Below are 16,706 nucleotides of genomic sequence, written 5' to 3'. Positions count from 1 at the left end.
ACTCTCTGCGCATGTCAACGCGAGGAGCGCCACACTGCCCGCCCCGCCCTCAACTTCTCGGATACGGCCAGGGGTTGGCGCGGCAACGGATGCCGTCGTGGTCGAGGAACTTGGTCTGCTGCTGCATGACCGGGGCGAGGTCGCCGTCCTTGTCGCAGGTGACGTGCCCGTAGCCGAGGCGGTGCCCGACCTCGTGGTTGATCAGCATCTGCCGGTAGGCGTGGATCTCGTCGTCGCCGTACGTCTCGGAGCCCTGCGCCCACCGGTAGGCGTTGATCATCACGCGTTCGGTCGCGGCCGAGTCGCAGGAGACGTTGTCCACGGTGGTGTCCAGACCGGACTTGGCGCACCAGTCGGCGGTCGTGCCGGGGCTGGCGAGGGTGATCACGAAGTCGGGCCGGCCGGAGTGGATGCGCTCGAAGGTGCGCGCGCCGTTGTGGGCCCAGCTGCGCTGGTCGTTGAGCGTCTTGTGCACGGCCTCGGCGAACAGCTCGGCGTCGAGCCCCAGCCCCTGCTCCACGTCCACGCGGTAGGTGAACTTCTGTCCCGTGCCGGGCGCCTTGCCGATCCCGGGGACGGCGTCGAACCGGCCCGGGCCCTTGAGGGTGGCCCCGAGCGGGTACGTCCGCTCCATCTTCGCCTCGTACGTCACCGGCACCACCCGGGCGCCGGGGGCGGGGTTGGCCCGGCCGGCCGCGCGGGACGCGGGGTCGCGGACGTCCCGGGCCCGGTCGGCGGCGGACTGCGACTGCACGTCGGCACCGCCCTGGTCGTCGGCGACCTGGCCGGCGACGATCACGGCCAGCACGGTGGTGACGGCGGCCGCCGCGATGCCCGTGAAGGCACGGCCCTTGCCTCCCCTGCCGGGCGCGGGCGCACCGGTGGGAGCCGCTTCGCCGGGGTCGCCGGAGCGGCTGTCGGCCGGGGTGCCCGCGTTCCGGTCCGTGGCGGAGGCGTAGGCGTCCGCCGCGTGCGCGGAGGCGGGCGTACGGGGCGCGAAGACGTCGTCCTCCTCGTCAAAGGCGTCGAGATAGTCCTGCCGGGGCCCGGGCCCGGAGGCCCGACGCTGCCGGGGTATGGCGGCCCCGGCGCCCGCGCGCCCGGCGCCGCTCCCCCTCAGCTCACCCCAGCCGCCCCCGGCCTCCCGCTGCTCGGGGTGCCCACCCCGAACCCGCGGAAAGCCGCGCGCGGGAGTCCCGTCGGGCAGCCGCGGCACTCCGCGCGCGGGAGTCCCGTCCGGCAGCCGGCGCATTCCCCGCGGGGGCGTCCCGTCCGGCAGCCGCGGGACACCCCGGGCCGGCGTGCCGTCGGCGAGTCGCGGCATCCCGCGCGCGGGCGTGCCGTCAGGCGGTCTCGGAACCCCCTGCGCCGGTGCCCCGTCGGGCAGCCGCGGCACTCCGCGCGCGGGCGTGCCGTCGGCGGCCCGAGGCATCCCACGCCCCGGGGCCCCGTCCGGCAGGCGAGGCACTCCGCGCGCGGGCGTCCCGTCCGGCAGCCATCCCTGGGGCAGACGCGGCATCCCGTGGGGCGGCGTCCCCTGCGGGCGCGTCCCCTGCGGGCGCGTCATGTGCGGGGGCGTCAGGTCCTGGCCCGTCGCATTCCGGGGCGGTACATGCGGAGGCACCCCGCGCGGCGGGGCGGCAGGCCCCGGTGCGGGTCGCGGCCCCGGTACCCGGCGAGGGCCCGCGCCCGACTGCGGCCAACCGCTCTGCCCGGACCCGGCGGGTGCCGGCCGGGCAGCCCGGCTCTCGTCCGGTGTCCGGCCCGGCGCCGGCCCGGCCCGGCCGTCCCGTACTGCGGTGGCGTCCGAGGCGTCGCCCTTGGCGACCGGCCCTCGGCGGCTGTGGCGTCCCACGTCGCGCCTCAGCCCCCCATGCTCTCGTCGGTGGTGTCCCGGGCGACGGCGTCGTCCGCGCGGGCACGCGAGTCACCACTGTCCGCCGCGCCCCGCGCCCGCCGCGCGCGCTGCGTACCCAACTCTCCGGAGTCCTCCAGCAGTTCACGGAACGCCATGGCGACCGTCTCCGGGTACTCCATCATGGCCACGTGCCCGGCGTCCGGCAATGTCACCAGCCGCGAGTCGCGAAAGGCGCGGGCCGCCTTCTGGGCCATGCGGAAGCCGACGAGCTGGTCGCGGCCGCCGTAGACGAGCAGGGTCGGCGCGAGGACGCGCTCGGCCTGGCGCCACAGTCCGTGCTGGCCACCGAGGGTGTACGCGTTGACGATCCCGCGCGCGGAGCGCGCCATCGCGTCCCAGAAGTACGGCAGCCGCAGCCGCCGCTCCATCTCCTCGACCGCGTTGCGGAATCCTTCCGGCGTGACCCGCCCCGGGTCCCCGTAGCACAGCGCCATCACGCCGCGGACGCGCTGCTCGGCGGTCCACTCGCGCGTCAGGCGCGTGAAGAGCGGCGCGATCCCGGGCACGGCGAGCAGCCCCGTCGGCACGGCGGAGCGCTGCACTCGGATTTCCGGCAGAGCGGGTGACACAAGCGTGAGCGTACGGACGAGATCGGGCCGAACCGCGGCGACACGGGTGGTGATGGCGCCGCCGAGCGAGTTCCCGAACAGGTGCACGGGCCCGCGGCCGGAGGCGTCGAGGTAGCGGATGACCGCGCGCGCGTGGCCCGTGACGGAGTAGTCGCCGTCGTCCGGGGGCGGGGAGTCGCCGAAGCCCGGCAGGTCGAGGGCCTCGGAGTCGACGACGTCCTCCAGCAGCGGCATCAGCGCCGACCAGTTCTGCGAGGACCCCCCGAGCCCGTGCACGTACAGGGCGGGAGGCAGTCCCTCGCGCGCGGGCGGCCGCGAGCGCACCGTCAGCGTGACGCCGGGCAGCTCGACCGACCTCAGCCGCTCCCCCTCCGCGACCCGGACGGTCCCCACCTTCGGCAGCACATTGGCGGGCGGCACGAACGGCAGCTCGGTCGAAGACATGCGGCAATGTTACGAGACGATCACGCAGTGACTCATGTGTTCGCCTGTGTTCGCCGTCACAGGATCAAGCCCGTCGGGATGGGAACGGAGGAGGCACTCGGGAGCACCATGGAAAGCAGTCGAAGGGGTACGCAGGGACTCGCATCGCCGCACGCCCCGGACGCGGATCGCATAGCGTCCGGATCGGGTGTCTCCTAGGCTCGGACAGAGGGCACCCGCGTGTGGCCCCTGCATTCCCAGGGACGTTCGTAGGAAGGGAGCCCAGCATGGCCGTTGACCCCACCGACCCGGAGACGTTCGAGGCCGAGGACGCGCCGGAGACGCCGGAGTTCGGCGTCGAGGCGCCCGAGGTCGACGCGGCCGAGCAGCGCGCGGACCTCGCGCCGGACCGCGACGACCCGCTGACCGTCGTCGACCCGGACCGCGCCAACGAGGCCGACCTGATGGAGCAGGCCCGGATCGTCTCGCTCGACGAGGACGACTACCGGTGACGCTCGCCCTCGGCGGGCGACGGATCGCGCCACCGAGCAGGAAAGGAGCCGCATTGTGCCCGCTCTGAACCTGTTTGAAACCTTCTCAACCGCTTTCGTAACCGTCCGGTCCGTGAAATTCTGCGCTCTCACCGCGCACACCACGGTTACCGAAAAGTACGATGGCGACGCGGCCAGATCCGCACGTGGACGACTATGGGAGGCGGCGTGACAGCCATCGAGCAGACAGAGGCGGTTCGCCCGCGGGGCACACGCCTGCCACGCCGTGCCCGACGCAACCAGCTCCTGGGCGCCGCCCAGGAGGTCTTCGTGGCCCAGGGCTACCACGCGGCCGCGATGGACGACATCGCGGAGCGCGCCGGCGTCAGCAAGCCGGTGCTCTACCAGCACTTCCCGGGCAAGCTCGACCTCTACCTCGCCCTGCTGGACCAGCACTGCGAGTCGCTCATCCAGGCCGTGCGGCACGCGCTCGCGTCGACGACCGACAACAAGCAGCGCGTCCGGGCGACGATGGACGCCTACTTCGCGTACGTCGAGGACGACGGCGGCGCCTTCCGGCTGGTCTTCGAGTCGGACCTGACCAACGAGCCGGCGGTGCGCGAGCGCGTCGACAAGGTCACCAACGAGTGCGCCGAGGCGATCTGCGACGTGATCGCGGAGGACACGGGCCTGTCGCGCGCTGAGTCGATGCTGCTCGCCTCGGGCCTGGGCGGGCTCGCCCAGGTGGTGGCCCGCTCGTGGCTGCACAGCGACCGCAGCGTGCCCCGCGACCAGGCGGTGCAGCTGCTGACCTCGCTGGCGTGGCGCGGCATCGCGGGCTTCCCGCTGCACGGGACGGACCAGCAGCACCACTGACGGGCGCGTTGTTCCCGTCCGGTGTTCGCTCGTGGCGTTCTCGGGCGGAGCCTGTCCGTCCCCTCACCGGGCTAATGTGTGCTGCGTACGGCGCGGAAGGTCGCGCACATCACTGACCGTCGGAGGGACATAGCCGTGGAGGTCAAGATCGGCGTGCAGCACGCGCCCCGCGAGATCGTTCTGGAGAGCGGTCAGAGTGCCGAGGAGGTCGAGCGGGCGGTGTCCGAGGCGCTGGCCGGGAAGTCGCCGCTGCTGAGCCTCGTGGACGAGCACGGCCGCAAGGTCCTCGTCCCGGCCGACCGTCTCGCCTATGTCGAGATCGGCGAGCCGGCCCCGCGCAAGGTGGGCTTCGGCGCGCTCTAGGCACTCGTGTGCGAGGGGGCGGGACGGCTGCGGCCGGTCCCGCCCCCTCGGCTTTTCCCTGCCGCGCGCCGCGCGCCGCCCTTCCGCCCGCCGCCACTCCGCCCGCCGCCCCTCCGCACGCCGCCCGCCGCCCTTCCGAGCGGCGCCCGCACGCCCCTTGCGGCACCGGCGTTCCTCCACGGATGGAGCACAAGTCGCCCACAGGAGTGGATTGGATTCCGCAGGTCAGGGGTAAGACGGGCTACGACCGATTTGGGCAGGCCGGCCATGTGGGAGGGACCCCCGACATGCTCCTGGAAGCGCTGAGTTCCGCGATCCTCGGCCTGGCTCTGGCCTGGGCGGCCACGCACCGGCTGGCGCACCGTCTGCCGTCCCGTCACCTGGTGCTGTCGACCGGTGTCGCCGGCGCTCTCTTCGGGGCCTTCGTGATGCACAGCGCGCTGGACGCCGGGCACCTGCTGGTGGTGCTGCTCGGCGCGGTGATCGTCTCGGTGGCCTCGCTGTCGCTGCTGCTGCGCCCCGCGGGAAGACTGCGCCGCCGATCGGCGACCGCCTGACGGGTCGCCGATGGTGGCGCTCACGACGACGGGGCCAGGGCCCTCGGTGACGGAGCCAGTGCCCTCGCCGGCCGAGCCGAGGCGCTCGCCGGTCGAGCCGGGGCCCTCGCCGGCCGAACCGGGGCCCTCGGGCCGGCCCAGGACGATGACCCGGGCCCGGCCCGAGCGCGGCCGGCGCTCCTGAACTAGGCGGCCAGCCCCAGCGCGGCCATCCGCTTGGTGTGGGCCTCGGTGATCCGGGAGAACATCCTGCCGACCTCGGCGAGGTCGAAGCCGTCCGCGACACCGCCGACGAGCATGGTCGACAGCGCGTCCCGGTCGGCGACCACCCGCTGGGACTGCGACAGGGCCTCGCCCATCAGCCGCCGCGCCCACAGCGCGAGCCGTCCGCCGACCCGCGGGTCCGCGTCGATCGCCGCGCGCACCTTCTCCACGGCGAAACCGCCGTGCCCGGTGTCGTCGAGCACGGCCAGCACCAGGGAGCGGGTGTCGGAGTCCAGCCGGGCCGCGACCTCCCGGTAGAAGTCGCTGGCGATGGAGTCGCCGACGTAGGCCTTGACGAGGCCCTCCAGCCAGTCCGAGGGCGCCGTCTGCTTGTGGAAGCCGTCGTACGCCGCGACGAACGGCTCCATCGCGGAGGTCGGCTCCTCCCCGATCTCGGCGAGCCGGTCGCGCAGCCGCTCGAAGTGGTGGAACTCGGCCGACGCCATCTTCGCCAGCTCCGCCTTGTCCCCCAGCGTCGGCGCCAGCTTGGCGTCCTCCGCGAGCCGCTCGAACGCCGCCAGCTCCCCGTAGGCCAGCGCACCGAGCAGGTCCACGACCGCGGCGCGGTACTGCGGATCGGTGGAGGCCGTCGCCCAGTCACGGGCGGCGACTCCGGTGGGGGCGGCGGGGGCGGTGTCCGAGGCGTTGCCAGGCTTGTCAGAGCTCGTCATGAAGCGCACAATAGCCCGCTCGCCCCGGGGCGTAAGGCCCTGGTCAATCAGTGTGACGACGACTACGTGACCAAATCGGCCATCGCATGTGCGCGATTCCGGGGTATGGTGGTAATGCGCCTGCTGGTACGTCGACGTACCTCGACAGGCCGCACGTATGAGGATGCCCGGTCGGTGGCCCGATCGGCTCCGACCCGACAGCCCTCCCCGGCGTACGGCTCCACGCGTACGAGTCCCGGAGGGGACACCCTCAGCGGCATGAGCGCTCGAGCGTCGGCGCGGTCCCGTGCTCTACGGCCCGCCCGTAGGCAGCCGACGTCCCCGGCACGGTCCGACACGACCCCCGCGCTCGCCTCACGCCGCCCACACAGAAGAGGCAGCACCCTGACTACGACGTTCCGAGAGCTCGGAATCCTTCCCGAGACGGCCGAGGCCCTGGAGGCCGTCGGCATCATCACCGCCTTCCCCATCCAGGAGATGACGCTCCCCGTGGCCCTGTCGGGCTCGGACGTCATCGGTCAGGCCAAGACCGGCACCGGCAAGACGCTGGGCTTCGGCCTCCCGCTCCTCGAGCGCGTCACCGTCCCCGCCGACGTCGAGGCCGGACGCGCCAAGCCCGAGGACCTCACCGACGCCCCGCAGGCGCTCGTCGTCGTCCCCACGCGCGAGCTGTGCACGCAGGTCACCAACGACCTGCTGACCGCGGGCAAGGTGCGTAACGTCCGTGTCCTCGCGATCTACGGCGGCCGCGCCTACGAACCCCAGGTCGAGGCCCTCAAGCAGGGCGTCGACGTGGTCGTCGGTACCCCGGGCCGGCTGCTCGACCTCGCCGGGCAGAAGAAGCTGAACCTGAAGCATGTCAGGTGCCTGGTCCTCGACGAGGCCGACGAGATGCTCGACCTGGGCTTCCTGCCCGACGTCGAGAAGATCATCAACATGCTGCCGGTGCGCCGTCAGACCATGCTGTTCTCGGCCACCATGCCGGGCGCGGTCATCGGCCTGGCCCGCCGCTACATGTCGCAGCCCACGCACATCAGCGCCACCTCCCCGGACGACGCGGGCGCGACGGTCGCGAACACGAAGCAGTTCGTCTACCGCGCGCACAACATGGACAAGCCCGAGATGGTCGCGCGCATCCTGCAGGCCGAGGGCCGGGGCCTGGTCATGGTGTTCTGCCGTACCAAGCGCACCGCGGCCGACCTCGCCGACCAGCTCAAGCAGCGCGGCTTCGCCTCCGGCGCGGTCCACGGCGACCTCGGCCAGGGTGCCCGCGAGCAGGCCCTGCGCGCCTTCCGCAACGGCAAGGTGGACGTGCTCGTCTGCACCGACGTCGCCGCGCGCGGCATCGACGTCGAGGGCGTCACGCACGTCATCAACTACCAGTCGCCGGAAGAGGAGAAGACGTACCTGCACCGCATCGGCCGTACGGGCCGCGCGGGCGCCAAGGGCACGGCGATCACCCTCGTCGACTGGGACGACATCCCGCGCTGGCAGCTGATCAACAAGGCGCTGGACCTCGGGTTCAACGACCCGCCGGAGACGTACTCCACCTCTCCGCACCTGTACACGGACCTGGGCATCCCCGAGGGCACCAAGGGCATCCTGCCGCGCTCGGAGCGCACGCGCGCCGGGCTGGACGCGGAGGAGCTGGAGGACCTGGGCGAGACGGGCGGCCGGGGGCCGCGCGGGCGCGGCGGCCGGGGTGGCCGCGGCGACCGCGAGGAGTCCCGCTCGGCCGAGCGCGAGCGTTCCCCGCGTACGCCGCGGCGCCGCCGCCGTACGCGCGGCGGGGCCTCGCTGGACGCGCCGGGTTCCGCCGGGACCCACGCGCCGGAGACGGAGGCCACGGCTCCCGTCGCCGGCGGTACGGCCGAGGCGGAGGCCGTCACGGCTCCGCGCACGCCGCGCCGCCGTCGCCGTACGCGCGGTGGTGCGTCGGCCGAGGCCGCGCCGGTCACGGCCGTCGAGACGTCCGCGCCCGCACCGGCGGAGCGTGCCGTCGACACGGCCGAAGGCGCGCCCGCCGAGGCTTCCGAGGCGGCTGCGAAGCCGCGCCGGCGCCGTACGCGCAGGTCGGAGACGGGGGTCGTGGAGACCCCGGCGACGCAGACCCCGGCAGTCGAGCCCGAGGCCGCGGTGACGCCGTCGGCCACGGAGTCCGCGGTTGTCGCGGAGGCCACGCCGGTGGCCGCGGAGCCCGAGGCCGCCACCACACCGCGCCGCCGCACCCGCAAGGCCACGGCCCCCGCGGCCGAGACCGCCGTCGACACGGCGGAGGTGGCGGAGGCCAAGCCGCGCCGCACCCGCAAGGCGACGGCTGCCAAGGCCGAGGCCGCTGCGGACACCGCCGAGGCCACCGAGGCCAAGCCGCGCCGGACGCGCAAGACCGCCGCTGCCGCCACGCAAACGGACACCACGACGGACACGGCGACCGACGCGGCGACCGAGGCGCAGGCCCCCGAGGCCAAGCCCCGCCGGACGCGGAAGGCGACGGCCGCCAAGGCCGAAACCGCCGTCGACACCGCCGAGGGCACGGAGGCCAAGCCGCGCCGCCGCACCCGCAAGGCCGCCGAGCCCACCGAAACCGCCCAGGCCGCCGAGATCCCGGCCCAGACGGCCCAGGAGCCCGACGCCACCGAGGCCAAGCCCCGCCGTACCCGCAAGGCGACGGCCGCCAAGGCCGAGACCGCTGTGGACACCGCCGAGGCCACCGAGGCCAAGCCGCGCCGGACGCGCAAGACCGCCGCTGCCGCCACGGAAACGGACACCACGACGGACACGGCGACCGACGCGGCGACCGAGGCGCAGGCCCCCGAGGCCAAGCCGCGCCGCACCCGCAAGGCCACGGCCCCCGCGGCCGAAGCCGCCGTCGACACCGCCGAGGGCACGGAGGCCAAGCCGCGCCGCCGCACCCGCAAAGCCGCCGAGCCCACCGAAACCGCCCAGGCCGCCGAGATCCCGGCCCAGACGGCCCAGGAGCCCGACGCCACCGAGGCCAAGCCCCGCCGGACGCGGAAGGCCACAGCCGCCAAGGCCGAAGCCGCCGTCGACACCGCCGAGGCCACCGAGGCCAAGCCCAGGGTCCGCCGGGCCCGTAAGGCCACGGCCTCCGCGGAGTCCACGGAGGGCTGACGCGCTCCCGTTCGACGGCCCGGTCCCCGTGCAGGGGGCCGGGCCGTCGGCGTGCTCCCGGGCGCGCGGCCGCGGTAAGCCCTCACCGGCTACCCTCACCCCGTGACCAGCCACCCCGCCTTTCCCCCACCTCCCGGCGCCCGCGCGTACAGGTTGCGCACGGCCCGGGGCGACTTCGCCGTCGTCGACTCGTCGCCGGAGCCGGGGACACGGGCCAGGGGTGTCGTCCTGATGCTGCCCGGGTTCACCGGGAGCAAGGAGGACTTCCGGCTGCTGCACGGGCCGCTCGCGGCGCGGGGATACCGGCTCGTCGCCGTGGACGGCCGCGGACAGCACGAGTCGGACGGCCCGGCGGACGACGAATCCGCCTACGCACAGCCGGAGTTGGCCCGGGACGTGCTCGCGCAGGCCGAGGCGCTGGGCGTGCCCGTGCACCTCGTCGGGCACTCGCTCGGCGGACAGATCGCCCGTGCCGCCGTACTGCTCGACCACTCCCCCTTCCTGTCCTTCACCCTGATGTCGTCCGGCCCGGCGGAGATCTCCGTCTCCCAGCAGCAGCGGGTGAAGCTGCTGCGGGACGCGCTCGCCGTGCTGTCGATGGAAGAGGTGTGGGAGGCCATCCGGGCGATGGGACCGCCGGAGGAGGTCGGCGGGCCGGCCCGCGGCCTCGGTGACCAGGAACAGTTGCGCCGCCGCTGGTTGCGCAACCGGCCGGCCCAACTGCTCGCGACAGGACGCCAGTTGTGCACCGCGCCGGACCGCGTCGCCGAACTCGCCGCGGTGCCGCTGCCGTTCCACGTCCTGTCGGGCGAGCGCGACGACACCTGGCCGGTGGCGCTCCTCGACGACATGGCCGTACGGCTGGGCGCGCACCGCACGGTCGTCGCGGGGGCCGAGCACTCCCCCAACGCGGACCAGCCCGAGCCGACGGCCCGGGCCCTCGCCGACTTCTGGGACTGCACGGGCACGGCCTGACACCCCGGGCGGCCCGGCAGCCCGACAGCCTGGCGGGCGGCAGCCGACAGCCGGATGGCTGACAACCGGAGGGCCCCACAGCCCACCGGCCCCGCACCCCGGCCGGCCCCGGCCCTCACCGCCAAGCCAAGCCGCTATGGACCCGCCCCCGACCGGCCCTAGTACTGCGTCTGCAGGTGGTCCCAGAAGCCGTCGCGCAGGGCCCGTCGCAGGTCCGCCTGTCCGCGCAGCGAGTACTGCAGCAGGCCCTCCGCCTCCACGAGCAGGTCCTGGTCGACCGAGCCCGGCAGATAGGGGTGCCCGGGCAGCAGTTCCACCAGTGAGTCCCGGCCCCGCGCCGCCAGCCACTTCGCCGAGATCTGCGCGCCGACGAACCGCACGTCCTCACGGCTGGGCCGCCCCGCGCTCGTCTCGTGGACCGGGGCCGTGCGGCGGGAGACGTAGGGCTTGAAGAAGTCCAGGTCGAGCGTGCGCTGGCTGTCGACCTCCCACAGCAGCGGTTCGGCCTGGTTACGGCCCTCCGGTGCCTCGATGCCCCAGAGGTGGACGCGGGCGCCGTAGCCCTGGGCCGCCTCCACCGCCGAGACCAGGTCCTCGTCACCGCCGAGCAGGGCCGCGTCGCTGATGGCGCGGTGGCGGGCGAGCGACTCCAGGTCGGTGCGGATGAGGGAGTCGACGCCCTTCTGCTGGTTGTTGGCATTGAGGTTGCCCAGCCGTACCTTCACGTCGGGCAGCTCCGCGATGGACTGCTGTTCCGCCGTGTGGATCCGCCGACGGGCGCCGTCGTACCAGTAGACCCGCAGCAGCCGGCTGTCCGCGAAGATCGTGCGGGCCCGGTCGATGAGCGCGTCGATCAGGCCCTCGGCGTCCAGGTCGAAGGCGCGGCGGTCCTCCGTCCCGGCCACCAGGCGCCCCGCGGCCGCGTACAGATACCCCGCGTCGACGAAGATCGCGTGGGTCGAGGGCGTCTTCGCCACCTCGGCGAGCATGCGCTGGAGCAGCTCGTTGGTGCGGTCGATGCGGGCGCTGAGGTCCGCGAGGTCGTCGTTCATCACCTCCATTGTCCCGGCGGTCACGCTGCGAACACAACCGGTCCCGGTCGGTCCCGTAACGACACTCTTACGACTCAGTAATTAGCCGTTCGAAAAATTTCCTTAGCGTAGGGAATGTTTGACCCGGGCAGCACTGTTGACCCATACGGAACACCGAGCACCGCAGCCGGTGGGCCGCCACTCAAGTAGTTCTCCTCAGGAGGATGACCAGACGAAGGGAGAAGCCCTTGCGCTTCGAAATCATGCGACTCGACGACGTGGACGGCACGCCTGTGGACACGACCGTCGTGGACGCCGCCTCCGTCAATCGCATCGTGCAGCAGGCCGCCGCCATCGGGCAGCGCCTGTGGATCCGCCCGGCCGAGACCACGGCCTCATAACGCGCACGCTCTCCCCATCGCGCAGCCCCCGCCCCGGCATCGGCCGAGCGGGGGCTGCGCTGCTTCCGGCCACGCGGAACGGGCCGCGTACCGGCCGAGGGGCACATCGACACGGTGGCCATCGGCGGTCCGCTGCACGACTGGCGGGGCGAGCCCACCCGGCAGGCCGTCGCCGGCGGCCGGCCTCAGCTCCCCCGGACGACCTGCGTGACGCCGTTGATGATCTGCTGCACGGCGATCGCGGAGAGCATCATGCCGGCGAGCCGCGTCACCAGGACCACGCCGCCGTCCTTGATGATCCGGATGATCACCAGCGAGTAGCGCATCACCAGCCACAGCACGACGTGGATGGCGAGGATCGCCGTCCACACGGACACCTGCGCGGTGACGGTGTGGGCCTTCTGCACGGCGAGGATGACCGACACGATGGCGCCCGGCCCGGCCAGCAGCGGCATGCCCAGCGGCACCAGCGCGACGTTGACGTCCTTGGTCTGCTTCGGCTCGTCGTTCTTCCCGGTGAGCAGGTCGAGCGCGATCAGCAGGAGCAGCAGCCCGCCCGCGATCATCAGCGCGGGCACGGAGACGTGCAGATAGTTCAGGATCTGGTGCCCGAGCAGCCCGAACACGGCGATCACGCCGCCGGCGACACAGACGGCCTGGAAGGCCATCCGCTTCTGCACCTTCCCGGGCCGCCCGGCGGTGAGGGCGAGGAAGATCGGGGTGATCCCCGGGGGGTCCATGATGACGAAGAGGGTGAGGAAGAGGGAGCCGAAGACGGCGAGGTCGAACATGAGCGTGATGGCCTTGCGAGTGTCGAGGGACGAGCGCCGACCCTGCTGTGGGCAGGCGTCCGCGGCGGAACAGGCGGGCAGGGCGCACAGCGGCGCCGCGTGCCGGAAAGGGGAACGGGAACGGGAACGAGGGAGAGGGCTCAGGCGGCTCCGCCGGCCCCCGGCACCGGAAACGCGCCGAACGCCCGCCGCGTGATCTCCCCGTACACCTCGGGATCCGTCGTGTACTCCCCGAGCACGCAGCTCTTGCGGCTGCCGTGGTAGTCCGAGGACCCGGTCACGAGCAGTCCGAGCTCCTTGGCCAGCCCTCGCAGCCGCGCCCGCGTGGGGGCGTCGTGGTCCATGTGGTCGACCTCGATGCCGTCCAGCCCGGCCGCCGCCATCTCGGCGATCGCGCTCTCCGGCACGGTCCGCCCCCGCTTGCTGGCGCCGGGATGCGCGAACACGGCGACTCCGCCCGCGCCCTTGATCAGCCGGATCGCCTCGAACGGATCGGTCTCGTGCTTCGCGACGAAGACCCGGCCGCCGTCGGCCAGCCAGTCCTGGGTGAAGGCGTCGTTCACGGTCGGCACGACACCCAGCTCCACGAGCGCGCTCGCCACGTGCGGCCGCCCGACGGACCCGTCACCGGCGATCCGGGCCACCTGCTCCCAGGTCACGGGCACGCCCAGCTCCTGGAGCTTGGCGATCATGCCCTGGGCCCGGGGCACCCGGTCGTCGCGCACCAGTTCCCGCTCGGCGAGCAGCTCCGGCTCCTCCGCGTCGAACAGGTAGGCCAGCATGTGCATGCTGATGCCGTCCAGCCGGCAGGACAGCTCGGCCCCGGTGACCAGTGTCAGCCCGGACGGCAGCGCGGCGATCGCCTCGGCGTGCCCGCGGGTGGTGTCGTGGTCGGTGAGGGCGACGACGTCCAGTCCGGCCGCCGCGGCCTTGCGCACCAGCTCGGCCGGCGTGTCCGTACCGTCGGAGGCGGTGGAGTGGGTGTGCAGGTCGATACGCACGACACGGACTCCAGACACGGACGGGACGGACAGGGCTGCTCAAGGATAACCGGACTTTCGACGCCCACTGTCACACCCGAAACCGCCCCGCACCCCCTACAGCCACCCGCCCCGCACCCCCGGCGGACGCCCCGCTACGGCGCCAGCAGCCGCGGCGACAGAGCGCCGCACGGCACCAGCTCGACCTCGGCCCCGGCCTCCCGCAGGTCCGCCAGCACGAGTTCGTCGTACATCAGCAGCCCCGACTGCTCCGGCCACACCACGGCCCACAGCCACATGCCCAGCGCCTCGCCGGCGAAGACGGCCCGGTCACCGGGCGCCCCGGAGACATGCCACAGCGGTGTCGGCCGCCCCGCCGCCAGCACCTTCGCCTGAGCGGGTTTCCCGACGTCCATGTACGGCCCCGGGTCGGGACCGTCCATGCCCGCGTACCGCGCCCCGAGTCCGACGCCGAGCTCCTCGGCGACGAGGATCAGCTCCCCCATCCCGCCGAGCGGCCCGGGGCCCGTGCAGGCGACGGCCGTCGCACGGCCGCCCGTGCGGTCGTCCCCCGCGCAGGCCACGCCGGTGAACAGCCAGCCCACCGGCAGCGGCCAGGGCATCCACACGGGCACCTTGGCCCGGTGCACCACGACGTTGAGGGCGTCGACGCTGGGCGGTATCACGGGCTGCACCGGATGGACGGTGCCGTGCACATCGCATTGCCACGAGTCGGAGAAGAGGCCGGGAGCCCTGACCCGGCCACCACACTTCGGGCAACTGGGTTCGCCCCTCATAGGGCCCCACGGTCCTACCCTCGCACCGCCGCGTCAAGGACGATCACCCATCCGGGCGGAACCTTCACCTGCCAAAATAGATGTAATTTGCATTAATTAGAGAGGCTAACTTACTATGTGCATACACCAACTGATTCTGTCTCGGGAAAGGGAGCACGCATGGACCCCTTCGACGCCGGAGCGGGCGGCCTCCTGAAGCAGCCCACGTCCGTGTGGGCGACCGCGGGGGCGTCGGTCGTCGCCTTCATGGGCATCGGGCTCGTCGACCCGATCCTGCCGTCCATCGCCCGGGGCCTGGACGCCACGGCCGGACAGGTCTCCCTGCTCTTCACCTCCTACTTCCTGATCACCGCCGTCGCGATGCTGGTGACCGGGTTCGTCTCCAGCCGCATCGGCGGCCGCAAGACCCTGCTGCTGGGCCTGGCGTTCGTGGTCGTCTTCGCGGGACTGTCCGGCACGTCCGGGTCGGTGGGGGAGCTGGTCGGGTTCCGGGCGGGCTGGGGCCTGGGCAACGCGCTCTTCGTCTCCACCGCCCTCGCCGTGATCGTCGGCGCGGCGGCCGGCGGCAGCGCCGCGGCGATCCTGCTCTACGAGTCGGCCCTCGGCCTCGGCATGGCGTGCGGCCCGCTGGTGGGTGCCCTGCTCGGCGACGCCAGCTGGCGCTACCCGTTCTTCGGCACCGCGTTCCTGATGGCGGTCGGCTTCCTGTGCATCGCGGTGTTCCTGAAGGAACAGCCGAAGCCGGCCCGCAAGACCTCACTGCTGGACCCGGTCAAGGCCCTCGGCCACGGCGGCCTGGCCTCCGCGGCGGTCTCGGCCTTCTTCTACAACTACACGTTCTTCACCGTGCTGGCCTTCACGCCGTTCGTGCTGGACATGAGCCCGTACCGGTCGGGGGCGGTGTTCTTCGCCTGGGGCGTGCTGCTCGCCGTGTTCTCGGTGATCGTGGCGCCGCGGCTGCAGCAGCGGTTCGGGTCGCTGAAGGTGCTCGGCGGCTCGCTGGTGCTGCTCGCGGCCGACGTGCTGGTGCTCGGCTACGGCTCCCACACCACGGCCGTCGTCTGCACGGTCCTGTCCGGCGCCCTCATCGGCGTGAACAACACCGTCTACACCGAGCTGGCCCTCGGCGTCTCGGACGCGCCCCGGCCCGTGGCGAGCGCCGGGTACAACTTCGTCCGCTGGTTCGCCGCGGCGGCCGCTCCCTACTTCGCGCCGAAGATCGAGGAGTGGACCGACGTCCACGTCCCGTTCGTCGTGGCGGCCGTCACCGCGGTCGTGGGCGCGCTCGTGGTCGTCGTCCGGCGCAAGGCGCTCACCCTCCCCCACGCTCTCGACTCCGCTCGCGCAGGGGGGACCCCCGCCGCCGAGGAGCCCCGGCCCCGGCACGCGACCGAGGACGGCGTCACCGTCTTCGCCAACTGACGCTTCCCGGCCAGAGGTTGGTGAGCTTGCTCACTCGAGCGGCACGGACTTCCGGGACGGGTCCCTGAGGTCCGTGCCGTGGTTCAGCCACCGCTCCCGCAGCGCCTGCGCGCCGTGCACCCGCTTCCAGGCGGCCTCGTTCGGCGTCATCGGCAGCAGCGGCAGGAACCGGACCGGGTCGAGGGGTTCGTCGAGCTCCAGGTCCTCGACCAGGCCGCCCGGCTCCGCGACCAGGACCGAGGTGAAAGCGGCGCCGGGCCACAGCGGCTCACCGACGTCGAGGGAGGCGCCGGGCGCCACGACCAACCCCTCCACCTGCGGCGACGCGGCCAGCACGGCGAGCGGCCGGAGCACCTTGCCGGTGTCGGCGCGACCGGCGCGGACCGAGAGGACCAGCTCCGCGCGCGGGCCCTTCACGGGGTCGGCGACCACCGCCGTCGGGTCCGTCATGGGGTGCGCGGACATGCCGAGCGTGGCGTAGCGGACGATGTCGCCCTCCTGGAAGCGGAGCACCTCGATGCGGTCCGTGCCCAGGAAGGTGACGGCCGCGCGCGCGTCCGGTTCGCCCAGCGCCGTACGCAACCGGGCCTCGACCAGAGGAAGAACATCTGCCATGCGGCGAGCATAGAACTCGTCAGTAGCGGGCAAACAAGCGCCTTGACACGTCGGGCGGCTGCTACTCTTGCCCGGTGGTTCGGGGCAGCACGCAGAAGCGTCGCGATCAAGCCCCGACGCCGAAGGAACTCCCTTACGAGGGACCGGCCGGAGGAGGTGGGACTGCAATGGATCGAAGTCGACCGTGCAGTAGCACCACGCTCTTCCCGCCGCTGACGTAGCTGTTCTGGCTCTGGCTGGTCGCCACCTCTCGCACTCGCTTCACGCGGAAGAGCGCTTCGTTTCGCTTTGCCTGATCTGCCTCAGTAGCTGAATCAGTAACGAGACTCGCCACCGCGACGGTGCGGTGCTCCCCGCTTTGTGGACGTGCCAAACATCCTCAGCCCAACGTCCTCATTCCGGGTGGTTCCACCTGTCGGGTCCGGCGCCT

The 16,706-nt window shown here is 73.0% G+C and carries 16 protein-coding genes; 8 read left to right on the top strand and 8 right to left on the bottom strand.

Annotated features, from left to right (window positions below; translation table 11 throughout):
- Positions 1–49 precede the first annotated feature (49 nt).
- Positions 50–1,432 carry a DUF3152 domain-containing protein gene (locus tag ACIGAN_RS11360; protein WP_399856851.1) on the bottom strand — a complete coding sequence of 461 codons (1,383 nt, stop codon included), beginning with the start codon at positions 1,430–1,432 and terminating at the stop codon, positions 50–52.
- A 431-nt stretch (positions 1,433–1,863) separates the two neighbouring features.
- Complete coding sequence (locus tag ACIGAN_RS11355; protein ID WP_365738860.1) at positions 1,864–2,931, bottom strand: alpha/beta fold hydrolase; 1,068 nt, start codon at positions 2,929–2,931, stop codon at positions 1,864–1,866.
- 266 nt (positions 2,932–3,197) lie between these two features.
- Between ACIGAN_RS11355 and ACIGAN_RS11350 the strand changes: the two genes are divergently transcribed.
- From ACIGAN_RS11350 to ACIGAN_RS11335, 4 genes are all read left to right on the top strand, one after another.
- Positions 3,198–3,422 carry a hypothetical protein gene (locus ACIGAN_RS11350; protein WP_365094722.1) on the top strand — a complete coding sequence of 75 codons (225 nt, stop codon included), beginning with the start codon at positions 3,198–3,200 and terminating at the stop codon, positions 3,420–3,422.
- Positions 3,423–3,629: 207 nt separating this feature from the next.
- On the top strand, positions 3,630–4,277 hold the full coding sequence (locus ACIGAN_RS11345; protein WP_309096964.1) for a TetR/AcrR family transcriptional regulator: 648 nt from the start codon (positions 3,630–3,632) through the stop codon (positions 4,275–4,277).
- 135 nt (positions 4,278–4,412) lie between these two features.
- On the top strand, positions 4,413–4,640 hold the full coding sequence (locus tag ACIGAN_RS11340) for a DUF3107 domain-containing protein (protein ID WP_086844348.1): 228 nt from the start codon (positions 4,413–4,415) through the stop codon (positions 4,638–4,640).
- A gap of 287 nt (positions 4,641–4,927) precedes the next feature.
- Positions 4,928–5,197 carry a hypothetical protein gene (locus tag ACIGAN_RS11335; protein WP_309096966.1) on the top strand — a complete coding sequence of 90 codons (270 nt, stop codon included), beginning with the start codon at positions 4,928–4,930 and terminating at the stop codon, positions 5,195–5,197.
- A gap of 185 nt (positions 5,198–5,382) precedes the next feature.
- Here ACIGAN_RS11335 and ACIGAN_RS11330 read toward each other — a convergent pair whose 3' ends face one another.
- Positions 5,383–6,132, bottom strand: a complete 750-nt coding sequence (locus ACIGAN_RS11330) for a ferritin-like domain-containing protein (RefSeq protein WP_365738862.1) — start codon at positions 6,130–6,132, stop codon at positions 5,383–5,385.
- A gap of 477 nt (positions 6,133–6,609) precedes the next feature.
- On the opposite strand from ACIGAN_RS11330, the gene ACIGAN_RS11325 reads away from it, so the two are divergent.
- Complete coding sequence (locus tag ACIGAN_RS11325; RefSeq protein ID WP_399856848.1) at positions 6,610–9,264, top strand: DEAD/DEAH box helicase; 2,655 nt, start codon at positions 6,610–6,612, stop codon at positions 9,262–9,264.
- Positions 9,265–9,366: 102 nt separating this feature from the next.
- Positions 9,367–10,239 (top strand): alpha/beta fold hydrolase, encoded by an 873-nt coding sequence (locus ACIGAN_RS11320; protein ID WP_399856846.1) that lies wholly within the window; start codon positions 9,367–9,369, stop codon positions 10,237–10,239.
- A 158-nt stretch (positions 10,240–10,397) separates the two neighbouring features.
- Here ACIGAN_RS11320 and ACIGAN_RS11315 read toward each other — a convergent pair whose 3' ends face one another.
- On the bottom strand, positions 10,398–11,291 hold the full coding sequence (locus tag ACIGAN_RS11315; protein ID WP_365738868.1) for an NYN domain-containing protein: 894 nt from the start codon (positions 11,289–11,291) through the stop codon (positions 10,398–10,400).
- 227 nt (positions 11,292–11,518) lie between these two features.
- Here ACIGAN_RS11315 and ACIGAN_RS11310 point away from each other — a divergent pair, with 227 nt between their 5' ends.
- Positions 11,519–11,671: a hypothetical protein gene (locus ACIGAN_RS11310; RefSeq protein WP_094057445.1), complete on the top strand. Its 153-nt coding sequence runs from the start codon at positions 11,519–11,521 to the stop codon at positions 11,669–11,671.
- Positions 11,672–11,856: 185 nt separating this feature from the next.
- Here the strand turns inward: ACIGAN_RS11310 and ACIGAN_RS11305 are convergent, their stop codons facing one another.
- From ACIGAN_RS11305 to ACIGAN_RS11295, 3 genes are all read right to left on the bottom strand, one after another.
- A complete protein-coding gene (locus tag ACIGAN_RS11305; RefSeq protein WP_365094711.1) occupies positions 11,857–12,462 on the bottom strand; it encodes a MarC family protein in 606 nt (201 codons plus the stop codon).
- Between the two features lie 140 nt (positions 12,463–12,602).
- A complete protein-coding gene (locus ACIGAN_RS11300; RefSeq protein WP_399856844.1) occupies positions 12,603–13,463 on the bottom strand; it encodes a PHP domain-containing protein in 861 nt (286 codons plus the stop codon).
- Between the two features lie 134 nt (positions 13,464–13,597).
- Entirely contained in the window at positions 13,598–14,239 is a 642-nt protein-coding gene (locus ACIGAN_RS11295) for a DUF6758 family protein (protein ID WP_365094705.1), read from the bottom strand.
- 159 nt (positions 14,240–14,398) lie between these two features.
- Between ACIGAN_RS11295 and ACIGAN_RS11290 the strand changes: the two genes are divergently transcribed.
- Positions 14,399–15,661, top strand: a complete 1,263-nt coding sequence (locus tag ACIGAN_RS11290; RefSeq protein WP_399856842.1) for an MFS transporter — start codon at positions 14,399–14,401, stop codon at positions 15,659–15,661.
- 30 nt (positions 15,662–15,691) lie between these two features.
- Here ACIGAN_RS11290 and ACIGAN_RS11285 read toward each other — a convergent pair whose 3' ends face one another.
- Positions 15,692–16,276 (bottom strand): suppressor of fused domain protein, encoded by a 585-nt coding sequence (locus ACIGAN_RS11285; protein ID WP_399856840.1) that lies wholly within the window; start codon positions 16,274–16,276, stop codon positions 15,692–15,694.
- Positions 16,277–16,706: the final 430 nt, after the last annotated feature.

Origin of the sequence: Streptomyces sp. NPDC085931, from assembly GCF_044540565.1 — a bacterium.
Taxonomy (GTDB): domain Bacteria; phylum Actinomycetota; class Actinomycetes; order Streptomycetales; family Streptomycetaceae; genus Streptomyces.
Note: the sequence above shows the minus strand (reverse complement) of the source record. Positions and strands in the feature narration are given on the sequence as shown.

Bases quoted from the DNA above. Each gene is read 5' to 3' on its own strand.
- ACIGAN_RS11305 (WP_365094711.1), bottom strand. From the start codon at position 12,462: ATGTTCGACCTCGCCGTCTTCGGCTCCCTCTTCCTCACCCTCTTCGTC.
- ACIGAN_RS11295 (WP_365094705.1), bottom strand. From the start codon at position 14,239: ATGAGGGGCGAACCCAGTTGCCCGAAGTGTGGTGGCCGGGTCAGGGCT.
- ACIGAN_RS11285 (WP_399856840.1), bottom strand. From the start codon at position 16,276: ATGGCAGATGTTCTTCCTCTGGTCGAGGCCCGGTTGCGTACGGCGCTG.
- ACIGAN_RS11325 (WP_399856848.1), top strand. From the start codon at position 6,610: ATGACGCTCCCCGTGGCCCTGTCGGGCTCGGACGTCATCGGTCAGGCC.
- ACIGAN_RS11330 (WP_365738862.1), bottom strand. From the start codon at position 6,132: ATGACGAGCTCTGACAAGCCTGGCAACGCCTCGGACACCGCCCCCGCC.
- ACIGAN_RS11360 (WP_399856851.1), bottom strand. From the start codon at position 1,432: ATGCCTCGGGCCGCCGACGGCACGCCCGCGCGCGGAGTGCCGCGGCTG.
- ACIGAN_RS11290 (WP_399856842.1), top strand. From the start codon at position 14,399: ATGGACCCCTTCGACGCCGGAGCGGGCGGCCTCCTGAAGCAGCCCACG.
- ACIGAN_RS11315 (WP_365738868.1), bottom strand. From the start codon at position 11,291: ATGAACGACGACCTCGCGGACCTCAGCGCCCGCATCGACCGCACCAAC.
- ACIGAN_RS11355 (WP_365738860.1), bottom strand. From the start codon at position 2,931: ATGTCTTCGACCGAGCTGCCGTTCGTGCCGCCCGCCAATGTGCTGCCG.
- ACIGAN_RS11335 (WP_309096966.1), top strand. From the start codon at position 4,928: ATGCTCCTGGAAGCGCTGAGTTCCGCGATCCTCGGCCTGGCTCTGGCC.
- ACIGAN_RS11350 (WP_365094722.1), top strand. From the start codon at position 3,198: ATGGCCGTTGACCCCACCGACCCGGAGACGTTCGAGGCCGAGGACGCG.